Source organism: Acinetobacter sp. MYb10 (genome assembly GCF_002980175.2).
Taxonomy (GTDB): domain Bacteria; phylum Pseudomonadota; class Gammaproteobacteria; order Pseudomonadales; family Moraxellaceae; genus Acinetobacter; species Acinetobacter guillouiae.
In genome coordinates, this window is the sequence record NZ_CP058272.1 from 1,966,755 (window position 1) to 1,984,159 (window position 17,405).

At 35.7% G+C, this 17,405-nt stretch carries 17 protein-coding genes; 10 read left to right on the plus strand and 7 right to left on the minus strand.

Annotation, left to right across the window (positions count from 1 at the left end; genetic code table 11):
* Positions 1–24 precede the first annotated feature (24 nt).
* The gene (locus tag CQZ96_RS09300) at positions 25–633 is read right to left on the minus strand and encodes a glutathione S-transferase family protein (protein WP_105713209.1); all 609 of its coding nucleotides are present in this window, start codon (positions 631–633) and stop codon (positions 25–27) included.
* A gap of 480 nt (positions 634–1,113) precedes the next feature.
* Between CQZ96_RS09300 and CQZ96_RS09305 the strand changes: the two genes are divergently transcribed.
* Complete coding sequence (locus tag CQZ96_RS09305) at positions 1,114–1,455, plus strand: hypothetical protein (RefSeq protein WP_004819444.1); 342 nt, start codon at positions 1,114–1,116, stop codon at positions 1,453–1,455.
* Between the two features lie 163 nt (positions 1,456–1,618).
* On the opposite strand, the gene CQZ96_RS09310 is transcribed toward CQZ96_RS09305, so the two are convergent.
* Positions 1,619–2,140, minus strand: coding sequence for an acyl-CoA thioesterase (locus tag CQZ96_RS09310; protein ID WP_004722691.1), 522 nt, complete (start codon positions 2,138–2,140; stop codon positions 1,619–1,621).
* Between the two features lie 434 nt (positions 2,141–2,574).
* On the minus strand, positions 2,575–3,561 hold the full coding sequence (locus tag CQZ96_RS09315) for a patatin-like phospholipase family protein (protein WP_056514567.1): 987 nt from the start codon (positions 3,559–3,561) through the stop codon (positions 2,575–2,577).
* Between the two features lie 137 nt (positions 3,562–3,698).
* Between CQZ96_RS09315 and chrA the strand changes: the two genes are divergently transcribed.
* The gene (chrA, locus tag CQZ96_RS09320) at positions 3,699–4,907 is read left to right on the plus strand and encodes a chromate efflux transporter (RefSeq protein ID WP_105713210.1); all 1,209 of its coding nucleotides are present in this window, start codon (positions 3,699–3,701) and stop codon (positions 4,905–4,907) included.
* A gap of 37 nt (positions 4,908–4,944) precedes the next feature.
* On the opposite strand, the gene gltS is transcribed toward chrA, so the two are convergent.
* Together gltS and CQZ96_RS09330 are read right to left on the minus strand one after the other, a co-directional pair.
* Positions 4,945–6,180, minus strand: coding sequence for a sodium/glutamate symporter (gene gltS, locus CQZ96_RS09325; protein ID WP_004819437.1), 1,236 nt, complete (start codon positions 6,178–6,180; stop codon positions 4,945–4,947).
* A gap of 548 nt (positions 6,181–6,728) precedes the next feature.
* Positions 6,729–7,973: a DcaP family trimeric outer membrane transporter gene (locus CQZ96_RS09330; RefSeq protein ID WP_105713211.1), complete on the minus strand. Its 1,245-nt coding sequence runs from the start codon at positions 7,971–7,973 to the stop codon at positions 6,729–6,731.
* Between the two features lie 418 nt (positions 7,974–8,391).
* Here CQZ96_RS09330 and CQZ96_RS09335 point away from each other — a divergent pair, with 418 nt between their 5' ends.
* The 6 genes from CQZ96_RS09335 to CQZ96_RS09360 all read left to right on the plus strand — a co-directional run bounded on the left by CQZ96_RS09335 (position 8,392) and on the right by CQZ96_RS09360 (position 14,274).
* Positions 8,392–9,096: a nitroreductase gene (locus CQZ96_RS09335; RefSeq protein ID WP_105713212.1), complete on the plus strand. Its 705-nt coding sequence runs from the start codon at positions 8,392–8,394 to the stop codon at positions 9,094–9,096.
* 583 nt (positions 9,097–9,679) lie between these two features.
* A complete protein-coding gene (locus CQZ96_RS09340) occupies positions 9,680–10,573 on the plus strand; it encodes a phosphoribosyltransferase family protein (protein WP_105713213.1) in 894 nt (297 codons plus the stop codon).
* A gap of 18 nt (positions 10,574–10,591) precedes the next feature.
* Positions 10,592–12,088 carry a nicotinate phosphoribosyltransferase gene (locus tag CQZ96_RS09345; protein ID WP_105713214.1) on the plus strand — a complete coding sequence of 499 codons (1,497 nt, stop codon included), beginning with the start codon at positions 10,592–10,594 and terminating at the stop codon, positions 12,086–12,088.
* Positions 12,089–12,252: 164 nt separating this feature from the next.
* The gene (locus tag CQZ96_RS09350; protein WP_105713215.1) at positions 12,253–12,993 is read left to right on the plus strand and encodes an NUDIX hydrolase; all 741 of its coding nucleotides are present in this window, start codon (positions 12,253–12,255) and stop codon (positions 12,991–12,993) included.
* A 31-nt stretch (positions 12,994–13,024) separates the two neighbouring features.
* Complete coding sequence (locus CQZ96_RS09355) at positions 13,025–13,687, plus strand: DUF2625 domain-containing protein (RefSeq protein WP_004722708.1); 663 nt, start codon at positions 13,025–13,027, stop codon at positions 13,685–13,687.
* Between the two features lie 17 nt (positions 13,688–13,704).
* Positions 13,705–14,274: a hypothetical protein gene (locus CQZ96_RS09360; RefSeq protein ID WP_105713216.1), complete on the plus strand. Its 570-nt coding sequence runs from the start codon at positions 13,705–13,707 to the stop codon at positions 14,272–14,274.
* Between the two features lie 51 nt (positions 14,275–14,325).
* Here the strand turns inward: CQZ96_RS09360 and CQZ96_RS09365 are convergent, their stop codons facing one another.
* On the minus strand, positions 14,326–14,820 hold the full coding sequence (locus CQZ96_RS09365) for a hypothetical protein (protein ID WP_105713217.1): 495 nt from the start codon (positions 14,818–14,820) through the stop codon (positions 14,326–14,328).
* A gap of 36 nt (positions 14,821–14,856) precedes the next feature.
* The gene (locus tag CQZ96_RS09370; protein WP_105713218.1) at positions 14,857–15,450 is read right to left on the minus strand and encodes a hypothetical protein; all 594 of its coding nucleotides are present in this window, start codon (positions 15,448–15,450) and stop codon (positions 14,857–14,859) included.
* Between the two features lie 106 nt (positions 15,451–15,556).
* On the opposite strand from CQZ96_RS09370, the gene CQZ96_RS09375 reads away from it, so the two are divergent.
* Together CQZ96_RS09375 and CQZ96_RS09380 are read left to right on the plus strand one after the other, a co-directional pair.
* Complete coding sequence (locus CQZ96_RS09375) at positions 15,557–15,934, plus strand: VOC family protein (RefSeq protein WP_056514592.1); 378 nt, start codon at positions 15,557–15,559, stop codon at positions 15,932–15,934.
* A gap of 210 nt (positions 15,935–16,144) precedes the next feature.
* Entirely contained in the window at positions 16,145–17,398 is a 1,254-nt protein-coding gene (locus CQZ96_RS09380; RefSeq protein WP_105713219.1) for an exonuclease SbcCD subunit D, read from the plus strand.
* Positions 17,399–17,405 lie beyond the last annotated feature (7 nt).

Below are 17,405 nucleotides of genomic sequence, written 5' to 3' on the forward strand. Positions count from 1 at the left end.
ATATTCATGATTGAACAAACTCCGCTAAACTGCCTGAATCCAAGCTACATCTTTTACGGTATCACGCTGTTGAATCAACTGTATAAACGGCTTAAATTCGTCTAGATATGGCACAATTTTAAAAGAGATGGCAAAGATCAGCCAGTATGCTAAAAACAAATCTGCCGCAGAGATTTGATGCCCCAGCAAATAAGGATTTGCTTGCTTCAGCCCAATTTTAATAAAGTTATAAATTGTTTCTTCTGTACCAAAGCCTAGACTTCTTCTTCGTTCCTGAATTTGTTCTGTTGAAATACCTAAACTTTTAATATCCATGAATTCAGTCAAAGGTCCGTGGCAAAAGAATAACCACTTTAAATATTCTCCACGTTTGGGATCACTCAATGCGGGTGCTAAACCTTTCTCAATATATTTGTCTGCTAAATACGCAAAGATTGCAGGTGTCTCAGAAATAACAGAACCTTGATCCACTAAAAAAGGAATCTTAGCCATCGGATTCAGTGCCAAATATTCAGGCTGATTCAAGTCTTTATAATCCACTTGAATAATTTCGACTTGATCTTCGATATCTAATTCTTTTAATAAAGGCAAAATGGTATTTCCACGAGAATGTGCATTGGTATAAAGTTTCATTGTTTTTAAATCCATTTTTATCGTGCTTTGAGTATAATCAAAATATCGCTAAGAATGATTAATTTATATGCAAAAGCAATGATGCTTCTTTTCTAAAAAAATAAATAAAATAATTATCAATATCTTATAAAAAAAAATTCCATCCTTTCATAAAGGCTCTAAGCTACAGAAAAATTAACTGCAATTTATTTAAAAAAAAATCAATTTATTCTCAATATAGCGATTGATTCAAACCAATAATTTAGAATATTTTTTATATAAATTGCACTTTTAAAAAAATTAAAGTCATCCAATAACATCATTTTTCTGATCTTTAATCTTTAAGATAACTCGTACATACGCCAATTATGGCCCTCTGAGTGCTTTTCTAATTCGAATTATTGAATAATTCAGCTATACTATTTTGCACTTAAATCAGTTTGTAAAATTGATAAATTTATAACTAAAACCTGACATATCAAGACTAACGAGGAATCTAAAATGTTAAAAAAACTGATCGGTTTAGGCGTCATCAGCACCCTACTTGTTGCATGTAGCAAACCGTTACCGACAGATAAGCAAAACTACTCAGGCACGTGGCAAAGTGAGGATGGCAGTGTAAATTTGATGATTACACCTGAAGGCCGTGTTGAATATAGCAATAAACAACCTAATTCAAGTTCATCTGTATCTGCCCCAATTTCTAAATTTGAAGGCAATAACTTTAGTGCTGGCATTGGACCACTTTCAACTGAGTTTAAAGTTTCTCAAGCACCGCAACAAACTGCCAATGGGACATGGAGCATGACTGTAGATGGACGTGTTCTTAACAAAGTCAATTAAAAGTACTGCTCTGTCTTTATCAAATTTTTATCTTTTGAATCTATGTTTAAGCGTCAATAGCTTAGTGTTGGCAAATATAGCGTATCACGCTAACCACATTTCATTTAAATTTTGAGACTCTCTAAAGCCCCCCTCATTGGCAATGAGGGGGAAACTTAATCAATTAACCATTTGAAGCTTTTTTATAGATACTGCAAGAAGGATGATGATTTTCTTGTAAACGCGCCACTTTACGTTGTTCAGCCGCTTCAAAACGACAGCGTTTCCAATCATTATCCAGATTTAAAGCTGGAATTTGTTGTGGTTTACCATTTTCATCTACAGCCACCATGGTGAAATAGCAACTGTTGGTATGACGTACTGTACGTTTTTGAATATTTTGTGCTTCAACACGAATCCCGATTTCCATGGAGGTACGACCAACATGGTTGACACTGGCAAGGAAGCTGACCATTTCACCCACATGAATTGGCTCTTTGAAATTCACTTTATCGACTGAAAGTGTCACAACATAACTTCCTGAATAACGACTTGCACATGCATAAGCAACTTGATCAAGTAGCTTAAGGATGGTTCCACCGTGTACATTACCTGAAAAGTTTGCCATATCTGGGGTCATCAAAACGGACATGGTTAATTCTGACTGGTCATCTGTAGCTGGGATCATTTGATCTAATGGAGACATCGTATTCTAGACTCTATTTTGGCAGGAGATTTAAGCCTATTATTATATATCTTTTCAGCTAAAAAACATGTTTAATTCGGCAATTGACCATTCTCTCAATTTATGATTATAAACCTAGTCATTTATTTGAGGTATATCTTATTGGTTTATCAATCATTTTCTATTTTTTACAATATTTCCGCTGCAATCTTGCCATATTTAAGCCGCTGTTGATCCGATAATTGGCATTAAATTTGATAACAATGTTCAGTGTTTACAGGAATGGTTTCTAAAATTATATTAGGCTGTATCACAATTTTCACTTTTTAGACTTAACAAATTTAATCATCATAGATTTCAATAAAGTGATTACTGAAATAGCACATCATCCTTATTCAAATAATCATACAGTGATAAAAGTATAATATTTTTAAATGGATCTATTACGATTGATCTTAGTTTTGAACTTGATATTGCTGCTGAGCAGTTTCAAGACTTTTCTTACTGGCAATAACCACATCTAGATCATGCATACGTTGATTGGCAGCATCGATTCCAGCTTGCATGGTATCCTGACGACCTTTTACATCAAAAATATGCGCTTTTTCGCGCAAATCTGGCTGAATCACAATATCTGCATTTTTTAATTCTTCTGCGGCTAATCTATTTTGCATGATATTGATATTTTGATTAAACAGTCCCCAGACATTCGTGGTTTCCGTGTTAACTGGTTGCGCCAATATATCCACCGCAATCACGATATCTGCACCTAATTCTTTGGCGATATTCACAGGTACTGGGCTAACTAAACCACCATCGACATATTCCTTACCTTTAATTTTGGTGGGAATAAACATGCTTGGAATAGATACAGAAGCTCTCACAGCCTGCCCAGTATTGCCATAATTAAAAATTGTTTTTTCACCATTTTGTAATTCTGTAGCAACCACATACATCGGGATCTTCATTTTTTCCAAAGGCATCTGATCGATTTGCTTATTGACATAATCTTCAACTTTTTGCCCATCAAAAAAACCTTTCATCCCAATTTTGAAATCGCGCACATCGCCCACTTTCATATTGAGTGCAATTTGGCGTAATTGTTCAGGCGATTTTCCACTGGCATAAATTGAACCAACAATACTTCCCGCACTTGTTCCAACAATAAAATCAGGTTTAATACCATGTTGTTCCAGCACTTCGATTACACCAATGTGGGCGTAACCACGCGCGCCCCCACTGCCTAAAACCAAAGCAATCACAGGTTTTTTCTTTGATAACTGTTTGTACTGATAAAAAGTATTGTCCAATCGCGAAGAGGCTTCTAAAACTTGCTGTGGTGCTAATCTACTGGCTTGCGATTTTTTTTCGGGTGTGTGTGCACATGCAGTTAGTAACAAACCACAAAACAAAGAAGCTAAGGTTTTCTTTAACAATGACATATACTCTCAGATCATGGCACAATCTAAATTCGCATGTATATAAGCATAATTAGCAATGATTTGCTGTTGTATTTATTTATTCTGTCATGATTTTCGATTAGATTATAAAAATCAATGTCTAAAATAATCCTAAAAATATGCCCACACTTTTTGAAATTTTTTGGATTTTTTTAAAATTAGGCTGTAGTAGCTTTGGCGGTCCAGCCGCACATTTAGTGTTTTTTAAACAGACTTTTGTAGAGAAAAAGCATTGGCTAAATGAGCAGCAGTATGCTCAACTGCTTGCACTCACCCAACTACTGCCAGGCCCAAGTAGTAGTCAAATGGGCATGGCTATCGGCTATTTGCAACATCGATATTTAGGCGCAGTTGCTGCATGGATTGGGTTTACCCTCCCTTCAGCATTGCTAATGTTTGGCTTAGCACGATTCATTCAACATCATCCAATTTTTAATGTAACCTTATTTTCAACAATCCATTCGATCATCTTGGCAATTATCGTCTTTGCTTTTTTTCAGATGTTTAAAAGCTATTGTAGAACCAAATTACAAGTTGCCTTAATGCTTGTCAGTACTGTGCTACTGCTCCTATTTTCCAATGCATGGATACAACTTACGATTATCCTTGGTACTGGTTGTTTAGCCATTTTAATGACGCGATTTGCATATATTCAAAAGGATTCAAATGATCTTACTATCGCAAAGCAGCATATAAATTTTAAGGTCTTGCCAATCGCTCATCGTCATCATTCAATCTGGTTGATTGGCTTTATTTCAATTTTTTTAGCCTTGTGCTTAGCCATGCTTTTTTCCAACAAACTGCTCTTTCAAGCCAGTTTTAGTTTTTATAAAACAGGCGCTCTGGTCTTCGGTGGTGGCCATGTAGTTCTTCCCATGCTTCATCAAGATTTGGTCGATACAGGTCTAATCAGCAAACAAAACTTTGAATTAGGTTACACACTTGCGCAATTTATGCCAGGGCCACTGTTTAGCTTTGCCAGTTATCTTGGTGCGTATTTGCCCCTTACAACATTTCCCATTGTTAATGCTGCCATAACAACACTGTTGATCTTTCTGCCGTCTTTTTTCTTAGTTTTTTTAGCTTTGCCTTACTGGTCTAAGCAACTTGAGAATCGTTATATTCAAAATTCTGTAATGCTCATCAATGCCGCAGTTGTTGGATTTATCTTGTCTGTGATTGTCCCCATGCTACAAAAAACCATGGGCAATCCATTAGATATTCTCACAGCCTGTTTAATGCTGTTAAGTCTAAAACTTAAAATTTCAATTTTTATCAGTATTCCTAGTCTTTTATTTATTCATTATGCCTTGCTGAATTTCATTTAAAAAGCCAGTGATATCACTGGCTTTTTAAATCTAAAATTTAAGCGATAAATTTTAGAATTAACTGAATCACTGTGGCATTAATTAAGTCGACAAAAAAAGCACCACAAAGCGGAACAATCAAAAATGCTTTATGTGAAGGACCGTACATATTGGTAATGGCCTGCATATTTGCAACAGCTGTCGGTGTTGCACCCATACCAAAACCACAATGCCCTGCGGCCAATACCGCTGCATCATAATTTTTCCCCATTACACGGAATGTCACGAAAGCAGCATATAAAGCCATCGTTAATGTTTGCGCACTCAGAATAATCACCAATGGCCCGGCTAAATCTGCTAATTGCCAAAGTTTTAATGAAAGTAAAGCCATCGCTAGATAAAGTGACAATGCTGCGTTACCAAACACATCGATCGCACGATCAAACATTTTAACTCTTAAAATGCCTTCGAGTACATTTCGAAGAATAACACCGCCAGCGAGTGCCCAAACAAATGTTGGCAGCTCAAACCATTGTCCTTTACTGTAACCTGTCATGAATTCAGCAAAAGCCAGACATGCTGCAAAAAGTCCCAATGTTGTAATCGCATTATCTGCAGTAATCAAACGGACTTGATGTGGATATTCAAAGGGAACATATTCACCAAGATCAGAAACAGCTTGCTGATTGGTCTCATCCACTTCTTTTTGTGTCTTTGGATTAGATAACTGATAACGGTTTATTAGTAGCTTGGCCAATGGACCACCGATGATTCCACCAATAATTAAACCAAAGGTTGCGCTTGCCATACCCAAAGCCAATGCACCTTGGATACCATGCTGGGTTTCTAAAATCTCACCCCAAGCACCTGCTGTACCATGTCCACCTGTAAGGGTAATTGAACCCGCAATCAAACCAATCAGCGGATCTAGACCCATGGCTGTTGCCAACCCAATCCCAACAAAGTCTTGTACGACAATAAATGAGGCAACACAGATTAAAAAAACGACTAAACCAAAACCGCCTTCTTTTAATTTTGCAAAATTTGCACTTAAACCAATCGAAGCGAAAAATACCAACATGAAACTGGTTTGCAATTCACTACTCGTGGTAATGCTATAGCCCCAGAAATTATGGATGAGTAAAGACAAAATTGCGGCAACAAGTCCCCCAGCAACAGGTTCTGGAATATTATATTTACGGAGAAAATCAATCTTATTGACCAGGAAACGACCCAATAACAATACGATGACCGCTGCAATCAACGTATAGAAGGCATTAAAAGAAAATTCCATAAGTAATTGTCCATTCTTTGGCTAGATTTTTTGTTGTATAGATACAGAAATGCTATTCCATAGTAGCAGACTTAAAATCACTCAGATTTAGTGATTACCTAATTGCCTGATATATACAACAAAAAATTAAAATAAAATGCAGATTTTCAACATTGAAAATCAAAAAGGCTCATCGCGATAAATACATTAGCGATTAGATATAAACAGAATTGCAATGCTGCAAAAATTTAGAAAAGAAAATGGTCATGATGTTACTCCTATTATTGATAAAAGATCATTTCATCAAACAATGAGAAATACAGTCCTCATAAGTCATTCGCTTTACAAGAACAGGCCAAAACAGGTCATTTATCTATACGATAATATGAACATAGAAAAAAAGTGGGTTAATTATGCATTTTTTTAAGCAAATGTCTTATGTTTTTACAATATTATTCATTATTTGAAATGATATTGATTTGATGATTATTTTTAATATGAATACTCAGGTATTAAAAAACCGAGGATCATTCCTCGGCTTTTTGGATCAATAAATTTCTAAGTTAAAATTAGAAATTGTATTTCGCCATTAAACCTACACGGTTATCTTTATAAGATTGACCCGCAAAAGTTTCACGCTTACCGTTGATATACTCAATACCTAAATCAATCGGTTTAGCTGGTGAATAAATCACGTTTAACCAAGCTTGTTGAATTTTTTCATTTGCAGTTTGGTTTGATTTGGCAAAATCAGTCCCATTGTCAGCAAACAATGCACCATACGCTAAAGTTGAACGCAAGTTAGGTAAAATTTTATATGTTCCACCCACTTGAAGTGCAGTGAATTCATTCTGTTCAATATCACCATTTACAACAGAATACGCATTGTTACTTCCGTATAGGTAATTGCTATTACCAACCACATAAGATGCATCAGCAAAAAGTTTTAAAGGATCTGCAACTTTAAAGTCTGCACCAAGTGCAACACCCCAACCAGTCTTGTCTTTGCCTGCATTATTATCTTTATAATTTTCTACTAAGACACGTGCAGATGCATTACCGTTGCCATCAGCATATGATTGTGTAATTTTACCTGTTAACACAGGGAGACTATATTTAACTGCTGTACCTGTAGCCCCAGCACTATTACCTTCTTCAGCAGCAACCAATAATTTTGTAGTTGGTGCCAAATTGTATGCATAACGTACTTGTGGAATACGTGTAGTACCACCACCAGCGTTAGTTGCAAAGTCAATCATTTCTGGTGCGTGACTAGACAAGAAGTTAGATGTTGTTTGACCGAACAACCAGTTGTTATAGGTTAAATAAGCATGACGAATACGAAGGTTTTCATTTACACCATTACCTGCAAAGTCAACTTCAACTTTACCACCAACTTTAGCATCACCTACTGGCGTATTAAAATCTAAACCGATACGTGTAGTTTTTGCTGTCGCGCGGAGTTTATCTCTCGCTTCACCATTGGTTGAACTGATTTTGTTGAAGTCGTCATCACCGCCTTCAATGATATAGTTCGCATCACCACGAACAAAACCATAAATATTGATATCTGCACCAGACTTAGACTTTAAGCCAACTGAAGAAGAAGATGGAGCTGCTTGAACTTTAGATTCAACTAATCTTACTTGCTGCTGTTGCTGTTGAAGAAGTGCTTTTAATTCTTGAACTTCATTGCGTAATTGTTGAATCTCTTGACTGTCAGTAGCAGCTTGAGCTGTATTTACCATCAAAGCTGTTACTGTTAATGCTAAACTTTTGACGATTAATGACTTGCGATTTGTGAATAGACTCATGAAATACTCCTAGCCTTATTTATGATGTGCATCCGTACAATTTGATCTTTTAACCCCAATACTTTGCTAAAAAATCAATTTTTCTTGTTTTCTTCAGTAGTTTCTCAGACACCACATAAAAAAAACTTTGCACATATATGCTTGCTATTAAATTATGAAAGCGTTGAAACTAAGTTAAAACCCAAAAGTAACAATTTGTGTATAATTCTTACACCTTTGTAATCTAGCGTAACTCAACCCCTTTATTAAATCAGTTTTATCGAATAAGACTTTAATTTCAATTCTTTTTTCAGATTAGTATTTCTATAATCATTATATAATCTAAGGCTTAGCTAAAATTTCAAAAAATGAATATAACGCTTCTACGACTATCGTATATAGTTTATTTGATGGAAAACTAGACCATTAAAGGATTTTTATGTTTTTCGAACAGGTTCAAGTGATAGATCAAGTAATTACAAGCCGTCATTCAGTACGTGCTTTTTTGGATAAACCTATCGATTTAGCCATTATTAAAGATATTTTAAATGTTGCATGTCGTGCACCATCTGGAGCAAATACCCAACCGTGGAAAGTATATGTAGTCACAGGTAATAAACGCCAAGAAATGATTGACCGAGTTTGTGCTGCTCAAATCGAATTATTTACTCGACCAGAACTTGCTGATCAGCATACAGCGAGTTTTTCATACTACCCGGCCACTTGGATTTCACCATTTATCGATCGTCGTCGTGAAAATGGTTGGGGGCTATATGGACTTTTAGCAATTCAAAAAAGTGAAAAAGAAAAAATGGCTGCACAACATTTAAGGAATTATCAGCTTTTTGATGCGCCTGTTGTGCTGTATTTTACTGTAAATAAAATTATGGGGACTGGCGCTAAAATGGACATTTCCATGATGGTGCAAAATGTCATGATTGCAGCCAAAGCTCGCGGTATAGACAGTTGTCCTCAAGCTGCATGGAATCATTTTCATCGTATCGTCTTAGAGGTACTTAATGCACCTGATGATGAGGAGTTAGTCTGTGCTGTTGTGTTGGGTTATGCCGATCCAGATCATATGGTAAATACATTTATTACCCCGCGTGAACCTGTTGAAAACTTTACCGTGTTCTTGGATTAGAGCAGCTTTATTTAACTGCCTTCAATAATTTAAGTCATTTTAAAATATTTTTATTCGGGTTCTTTCAAAGTCCTTTTTAAAACTGAGTTCAACATAAAAGTTCCTCATCCTAGCGTTCTTCCAAAAGAGAAGGAACTTTCAATACCAATATGATTTACTTCACTTAATCATTTTTTTAATTTCTAAAATATCAATTCTTTTTTATTTGATGAACAAGGACATTTCAACGCCTGAACCATACCCCCTGGCTTGTTAAAGTGCATGTTTTCTTATAGTCAGGGCTTTTTATCGTAGCTGTCTTTATATAGCTATCGTCTTTTAGCGATCCCCTGCTTTTTCTTACATAATAAATGTCTAGGGATTAAAACCTGTTAAATCTCGAATAATAGACAGCATTAAAAATCAGCATCTTCCCACCCATTTAAAATTACATAATAAAAACAGATACTTAATAAAATAAATTCATTTTAATGGTCTCTAAAACCGCAGTTTGTAATCTTTTGTAAAGTAATATTGATAATTAAATAGGCTTTATGACACTATATATGTATTGGTAATAAGCCACTTTATAGGTATAAATAACATGTCTATCCAAGTCAAAGATTCAAATAACAATATTATCCCTATTCAAAATATCCAGTTTGCGGGTGGCGAACGACATGTTCAAATTTCAGCAGATACATTAAAAACATTGAAAGGGCAAATTCAGATTCAAGCCAAAATCAGTAACACGCAAGATTTGATGGATTACTTGTTAATTGAAAATGTATTACTCAATCAAGGTTTAGAAATTGATTTGGAAATCCCCTATTTCCCATACGCACGCCAAGATCGAATCTGTGCGATGGGACAGGCATTCTCATTAGAACTGATGACAAAATTATTAAATATCAATACTGAGCAATTTCCACAACAGCGTAAATCAATCAAAGTTTGGGATGCACATAGTTGTGTTACTGAAAAACTTTTAAATGAAAACACCCATTTTTTTGAGATTGAGAATGTTCAACCAAGTGAAATCATTCTGCAAAATTCAAAGTTACAAGACATTTTAATTGCTCAAGACACCGTTTTAATCTGTCCAGATGCAGGTGCAAAACAACGGACAAAAATGATTGCCAAAGTCATCAATAGCTTAAGGGATCACGAAATCGAAATGGTCTACTGTGAAAAAAAACGTGATGCCGTCACAGGAAAAATTCAGAATGCTCAAGTCAATGCAACTGATTTAACTGGCAAAACAGCTGTGATCACGGACGATATTTGTGATGGTGGTGCAACTTTTATTGGTATTGCACAAGAGTTAAAAAAATTAAATTGCCAACATGTGATTTTGTATGTGACTCACGGGATCTTTAGTAAAGGTATGCACGTATTTGAAGGCTTGGTTGACCAAATTTTTACCACGACGAGCTTTCCACAAACTGAACACCCAAATTTAAACGTCATTTCATTTAGTCGTTTCAATTCATTTTAATTATTTTGGAGAATAAGAATGAGCTTAAAAATCAATCCACTGAATGCAATCGACTTTTATAAAGCAGATCACAGACGTCAGTACCCTGCTGGCACAGAATATGTTTATGCCAATTTCACGCCACGATCTTCTCGTTTAGCAAAAATGTTGCCTGATTTCGACGATAAAATCGTGTTCTTTGGCTTACAAGGCTTTATCAAACACTTTTTGATCGAGACTTGGAATGAAGGTTTTTTCCAACAAGATAAGGCAAAAGTCATTGCTAGATATAAACGTAGAATGGATAACGCATTGGGTGACGGCGCAGTACCAGTCGATCATATCGAAGCTTTATATGACTTAGGCTATTTACCAATCCGAATCAAGGCGCTAGAAGAAGGCAGTCGTGTCAATATAAAAGTACCTGTCCTCACTATTGTAAATACCCTGCCTGAGTTCTTTTGGTTAACCAACTACTTAGAAACAGTACTCAGCGCTGAATTATGGAAAAGCTGTACGACAGCAACGATTGCATTTGAATACAAACGCTTACTGACAGCATATGCGATTAAAACAGGTGCACCTTTAGACTTCGTTGCTGTACAAGGCCATGATTTTAGTAGTCGCGGCATGAGTGGGATTTATGATGCCACACAAAATGGTGTAGGGCATTTAACCAGCTTTATCGGTACAGATGCGGTTTCAGCGATTGATTATGCAGAAGAATATTACGATGCGGAAGGCATTGTAGGTGTTTCGGTTCCAGCAACCGAACATAGTGTGATGTGTATGGGCAGTGAAGACAATGAAATTGAAACTTTTAGACGTTTAATCACAGAGCTTTATCCATCAGGTGTGGTCAGTATCGTATCGGATACTTGGGATTTTTGGCGAGTGATTACAGAATTTACTGTGGAGTTAAAAGACGAAATTCTAGCTCGCCAGCCAAATGCTTTAGGTTTGGCTAAATTGGTTTTTCGTCCTGACTCTGGTGATCCTGTAAAAATCATTTGCGGTGACCCTGAAGCTGAAATGGGCAGTCCAGCTTATAAAGGCGCTGTGCAATGTTTATGGGAAATCTTTGGCGGAACCGAAACAGATCAAGGCTATAAAGTTTTAAATGAGCGTGTTGGTTTGATTTATGGTGACTCGATTACTTTGGAACGTGCTTTAAATATTGTTCAAAGGCTGGAAGCTAAGGGCTTTGCTTCAAATAATCTGGTCTTTGGCATCGGTAGTTATACTTATAACTATTTAACGCGTGACACATTTGGTTTTGCAGTTAAAGCCACTTGGGGACAAGTCAACAGTGTTCCACGTGAATTGTTTAAAGATCCGATCACTGATTCTGGTGTAAAGAAATCTGCCAAAGGTTTACTTCGTGTAGAAAAAACTGAGGATGGCTTTGTATTATTTGATCAACAAACCATGGAACAAGAACAACAAGGTGAGTTAAAAACGGTGTTTGAAGATGGGCAATTGATTCAAGCATGTCGTTTGAATGAAATTCGGGAACGCTTGGCAAATCAGTTATAACAGCTATTTGCAGAAACCTTGCTTTTATCGCAAGGTTTCTGCGCTTAGAGTACGCCCTTATCCATCTCATTTTTACTAAACTTATTTTCTACTTGGCGAATCTCTCCTACCCTGTAATAATCCAAGACAATCCGTTACTTTAATAAAATCAAGCGAGCCTTATAGTGACCTTTAACTCTGAACAGGAATTTCTATCAAACTATAATAAAAAGGATTATGAATCCCCTTTACTTACAGTTGATATGGCGATTTTTTCTGTTGATGCGAGTCAACTACAGGTTTTATTGATTAAACGTTCTAATTTCCCACAGAAAGATAAATGGGCACTCCCAGGTGGTTTTGTCGATTTGTCTAAAGATCAAGATTTGATGGCAACAGCACATCGTAAATTGGTTGAAAAAACTGGACTTCAATCACCGCATTTGGAACAAGTTGCGACGGTTGGCAATGCAACACGTGATCCACGTGGGTGGGCTGTAACAGCTTTATATTTTGCCCTGATTGATTTCAAAGCGTTTCAACAGATTTCCACGGAACAAAATGAATATAGCGAGTGGATTTCAATTGCTGAGGCAAAAAAATTAGACTTGGCTTTTGATCATTTACAGCTTTTAGATATGGCTGTTGACCGTTTAAGTAGTAAGGCACGTTATACAGCCTTACCCGTCAGTTTGATGCCTCAACTGTTTACTTTGACTGAGCTACAGCAGATTTATGAAATTATTTTAGGGCAAAGCCTAGAAAAGAAATCATTTAGACGGCGTATGATTGAAGCTGGCGCAGTTGAGGAAACAGACCAAACTAAAATTGCGGGCAAACGTCCTGCTCAATTGTATAAGTTTGCGCTAGAAAGTTATGATTTCCATTTTCCTCGAATTTTGGAGTATCCGAGGGAAACCACTTAAGCGCGTTGTATTATTTGGATAACAGCGAACAATGAAAACTTTAGAACAATTAATCAATATTGAAGATTCAGGCTGGATATTGGTACAAGAATGGATGACTCAAGCCACCAACCATATTGAAGTTTTACCCAAGAACAAATTAAGAGCTGAACAAGAGTTACTGAGCATTCAAGTCACAACACGTTCACCTATGGGTTCAATTATTTATGAAACAGGTGGAATACTGATTGATCATGGATGGTTGAGAATTTTAGCTTCAGGACATCCAAAATTAGATCGTGGTATTACTGAATGGAATCATCATAAAACGTTTCATCAATCTGATCTGGAGCTAACCTATCTACTGATTGCTGATGATGTTTTAGGGGGTTACTTTGCTATCAATAATGGAAAATTAGGTGAAGCAATTGGAAAGATTTACTATTTTGCCCCAGATACATTGGTATGGGAAAATCTTGATGTGAGCTATTCAGAATTTTTGACTTGGGCATTCAATGGAGATATTGCTCAGTTTTATCAAGTATTCCGTTGGCAAAACTGGCAGACAGATCTTCAAAGTCTCAATGGCAACCAAGTCTTTAGTTTTATGCCCATGTTATTTACCAAAGAAGGTAAGGATATCGAACAAGTGGATAAAAAAATTATTCCTATTTCTGAGAGTTATGATTTTCATTTTGCACCGACTTTAAAATAACTGAGAGCAGCAAATCCGTGAGCAATCATCTAAAGTTAATCCGAGCTTTTCCTAAAGCTCTATTAGATGATGTTTTAGTAATATCAAAATACTTAGAAAGTAAAAAAATAAAAATTCATGAAAGCTCTCAATGCGAAGTGTTGATTCATCACGAACATATCGTTGTACCATCAAGGATCTATATAACTAAGTTACAATGTATTGAGTTTCATAATTTTTCTTTAACACAACGTCAAATTCTATGGTGTATTCTTACTCGCCATCACAATGGTTTTGTTCGGCAAAGAGCGCTCGAAAGACTCATTAAAACTGACCTTACAAGTTTTATGATCCCTTTCATTTTTCAGTTATTGGGTGAATATGTTCAAGAAATTTTAGAGGCCATTGAACCGATTCTAGATGCAAATAATCAAGGGCTTTTTGCAGCATTTATGCTGCAAAATCCAAAATATGACCAAACGACTCAAAGTAGAATTGTCAGCTATTGGAATGAGTATTATCGGATTAAATATCCAAATTTTAACGATTTTATTGGTTATAAAATTTTAAATAAGCTTAAGAATTTTGTTCAAAATAATCATCAGTAGAGTTACTCCCCCTTAGCCTGATGAGCTTAAAAATGACAAATCAGATTTAGGCTAATACATATTAGATAAACCAAAAGCTTTGATTAAAAAATGATTTGGATTTTGTTTTTCGGGATTTTTTGAACCAAGCTCTGGTTCAAAATATAAAACCACCTGACTTTTATTGATTTTCACAATTACATTATTCAGTTGTTGATTAAATTTAATGGAATAATCAGCTCTCTGCTTATTTAGAATTTTTAGAAATTTGTCCAAACTCAATTTTTTAAAATTTTGAATCACCCAAGGCTCAACGTTCAAAGTTTTACTCTTTTTTAATTGACGAAACTCATCACAAAAAATAGCGCAAAGTTGCTTTTCAAAAAAATGGAGTTCTATCGTACCTAAACGCCAAAGTTCGGTATAACAATCTATCGTTAAGTGATCATCCGGTTTGGAGAGTTCATTCTTCAAGCATTCTATGGTTTGCCCTAATTCTACAAAATCAAACTTTCCATTTAAAATAAAATCTTTTAAATCAATTTCTAACTTCCGCTTCAATTTCATTTATTGGTTTCCAAAAATAACTACATAAGTCCCTATTTACATTTTTTCCTCTAAACAACAGACCAGTTTTTCTAAAAAATTCATCACTTTGCTATCGTTAAAATGCAGATCTCTAATTTTTAAGATAATGCCTTGTATGGTATTTTGATCAAAATAATTATCTGAACAAGGATCAAAACTACACTCAAATTCATTTCTCAGTGGGCTAAACAACGGAAATAAAGATCTAAATAGTTTAACGACATAAGCAAAATCATCTTGCGGAATAAAATAAGTTCTATTGTTTTTATCTTGTATCCTCTCTAAGTTTTCATCTTCAGCCCAAATAAAGAAACCCACTTTATCAACATATTTTAGATTTTCATCTATGCTCAATTTGATTGTGCGTTGATTAAATTCATTAATTTTTTGAATGATTTTTTCAAGATTGTGATGATATCTAGGATCATCATAATATTCTCGTGCAAGCTCCGCTTTACAATCTGTTGCTGCACAAATTTTTTCAATATTCTGCTGATGATAAGCTTGTATGCAATGTTCTATCTCATCATATTGTTTTAATAAAGCGCAAGCATCTGCGATTGAAATGGTAATTTTTGCGCGTAATTCATGTAATTTTTCTTTATCCATAACACATCACTTTTAATTGCCTCATTCTTTCATTTTCAATATTTATACATCACAACTTTGCAAATTCTATTATCTTAATCAAAACATTTAAAATTGGACAATAACAATGAACGCACTAAGCTACTTTGAAATTCAGTCTTCAAATCCTGAGCGTGAAGTTAAATTTTATCATGAAGTTTTCGGTTGGAAATTTAGCAAAGTTGACGGTCTACCCATTCAATATTTTCAAATTGAAACAGCCAACATACATGGTGGCTTATTGGAGCGTCCAGCTCAAACACCACCCACCCATTGTGGAACCAATGCCTTTACCTGTTCCTTTGAGGTTGAAGATTTTGATACAACTGCTGAAAAGATTTTAGCTTTGGGTGGACAAGTAGCAATGGAGAAATTTGCTATTCCCAATAAATGTTGGCAAGGTTATTTTTTAGATGCAGATCATAATACCTTTGGACTCGTCCAAGTTGATCCCAATGCAAAATAAGCTTGATTGATTAAAAATCTAAATGAATGTTTGAGAAAAAACCTGTCTATATTGGGCTGCATGAAACAGTTGAAATTAAAAGATAGTGAAAAATTTTTAAGAATTTTTATAAAAAATACAGATCATATTAAGTGATTAAGGCCTTACAGCTGATTTAAGCATTCAATTTGTGCTACCTTAATTTTAAATTCTGTAAGGCTTATCCAACTAATGACTGTACGCTTTCTTCATACTTCAGACTGGCATCTGGGACAATTCTTCTATAACCATTCTCGCCAGTATGAACATGAGCAATTTTTAGCGTGGTTATTAGCTCAAATCAAAGAAAAACAGCCCCATGCCCTATTGATTGCAGGCGATATATTCGATGTCATCAATCCTGCATCTGCTGCGCAGAAACAGCTCTATCAATTCCTAGCCAATGCACATCAGCTTGCCCCACATATGCAAACCTTAATGATTGCAGGTAATCATGATTCAGGTTATCGGATTGAACAAGTTGAGCCCCTGCTTGAAAAATATCACGCTAAAACAGTCGGTGTGATTCATAAAAACGAGCTTGGTCAAATTGATTTAGATCGTTTACTGATTCCAATTTATGATGAACAAAAAAATATTATTGCTTGGTGCCTAAGCTTACCGTTTCTGCGCCCAGCCGAAATCACTGGCTTTAATGAACAAACCAATAACAGTCAAAATGCCATTGCCTATTTACATCAACAGGTGATTTCTGAAGCACGAAAAAGAAAGACGGATAATCAAGCACTCATTCTAATGTCACATGCCCATATGCAAGGTGGAGAAACCTCTGATTCTGAACGCCCGATTATCATTGGCAATGAGGAAGCACTGTCTACCACATTGTTTGAAGATAGCATTGATTATGTTGCGCTCGGACATTTACATAAACCACAAAAAGTTGGTCAGGAACATATCCGTTATAGTGGTTCGCCTATTCCCTTATCCTTTAGTGAAATCAATTATAAACACCAAATTGTCGACGTTAATATTGACCCGCTTAAAACAGATGAGTCACGGGTTTCATTTGAAAGTGTATTTATTCCCCGTAGTGTACAACTGCATAAAATTAAAGGGGAATTGAATGAAGTTTTAGCCAAATTAAAGGCATTAGTAAGCGGTGAAATTGAAAATATTGATCAGCGTGAATATGTCGATATTGAATACTATACCGATGTTCCACCTCCGCCCAATTTGCGCCAACAATTTGAAGATGCCTTGCCTAAAAGCCGTTACCGCTTAGTTCGCATCTCAAGACAATACTTCGCATCAGAAAAAAATAACGATGAAATTACTTCAATCAATTTGGAACCACCGACACCAGAAAAACTCTTTCAACAACTTTGGGAAAAAAATGGCTATACCAATGATGATGCAGTCTTGAAAGATTTTTTAAGCTTATTACAAGAAGCCGAAAAAACGCTTGAAAATCAACATGACGCATAGGAGTTTG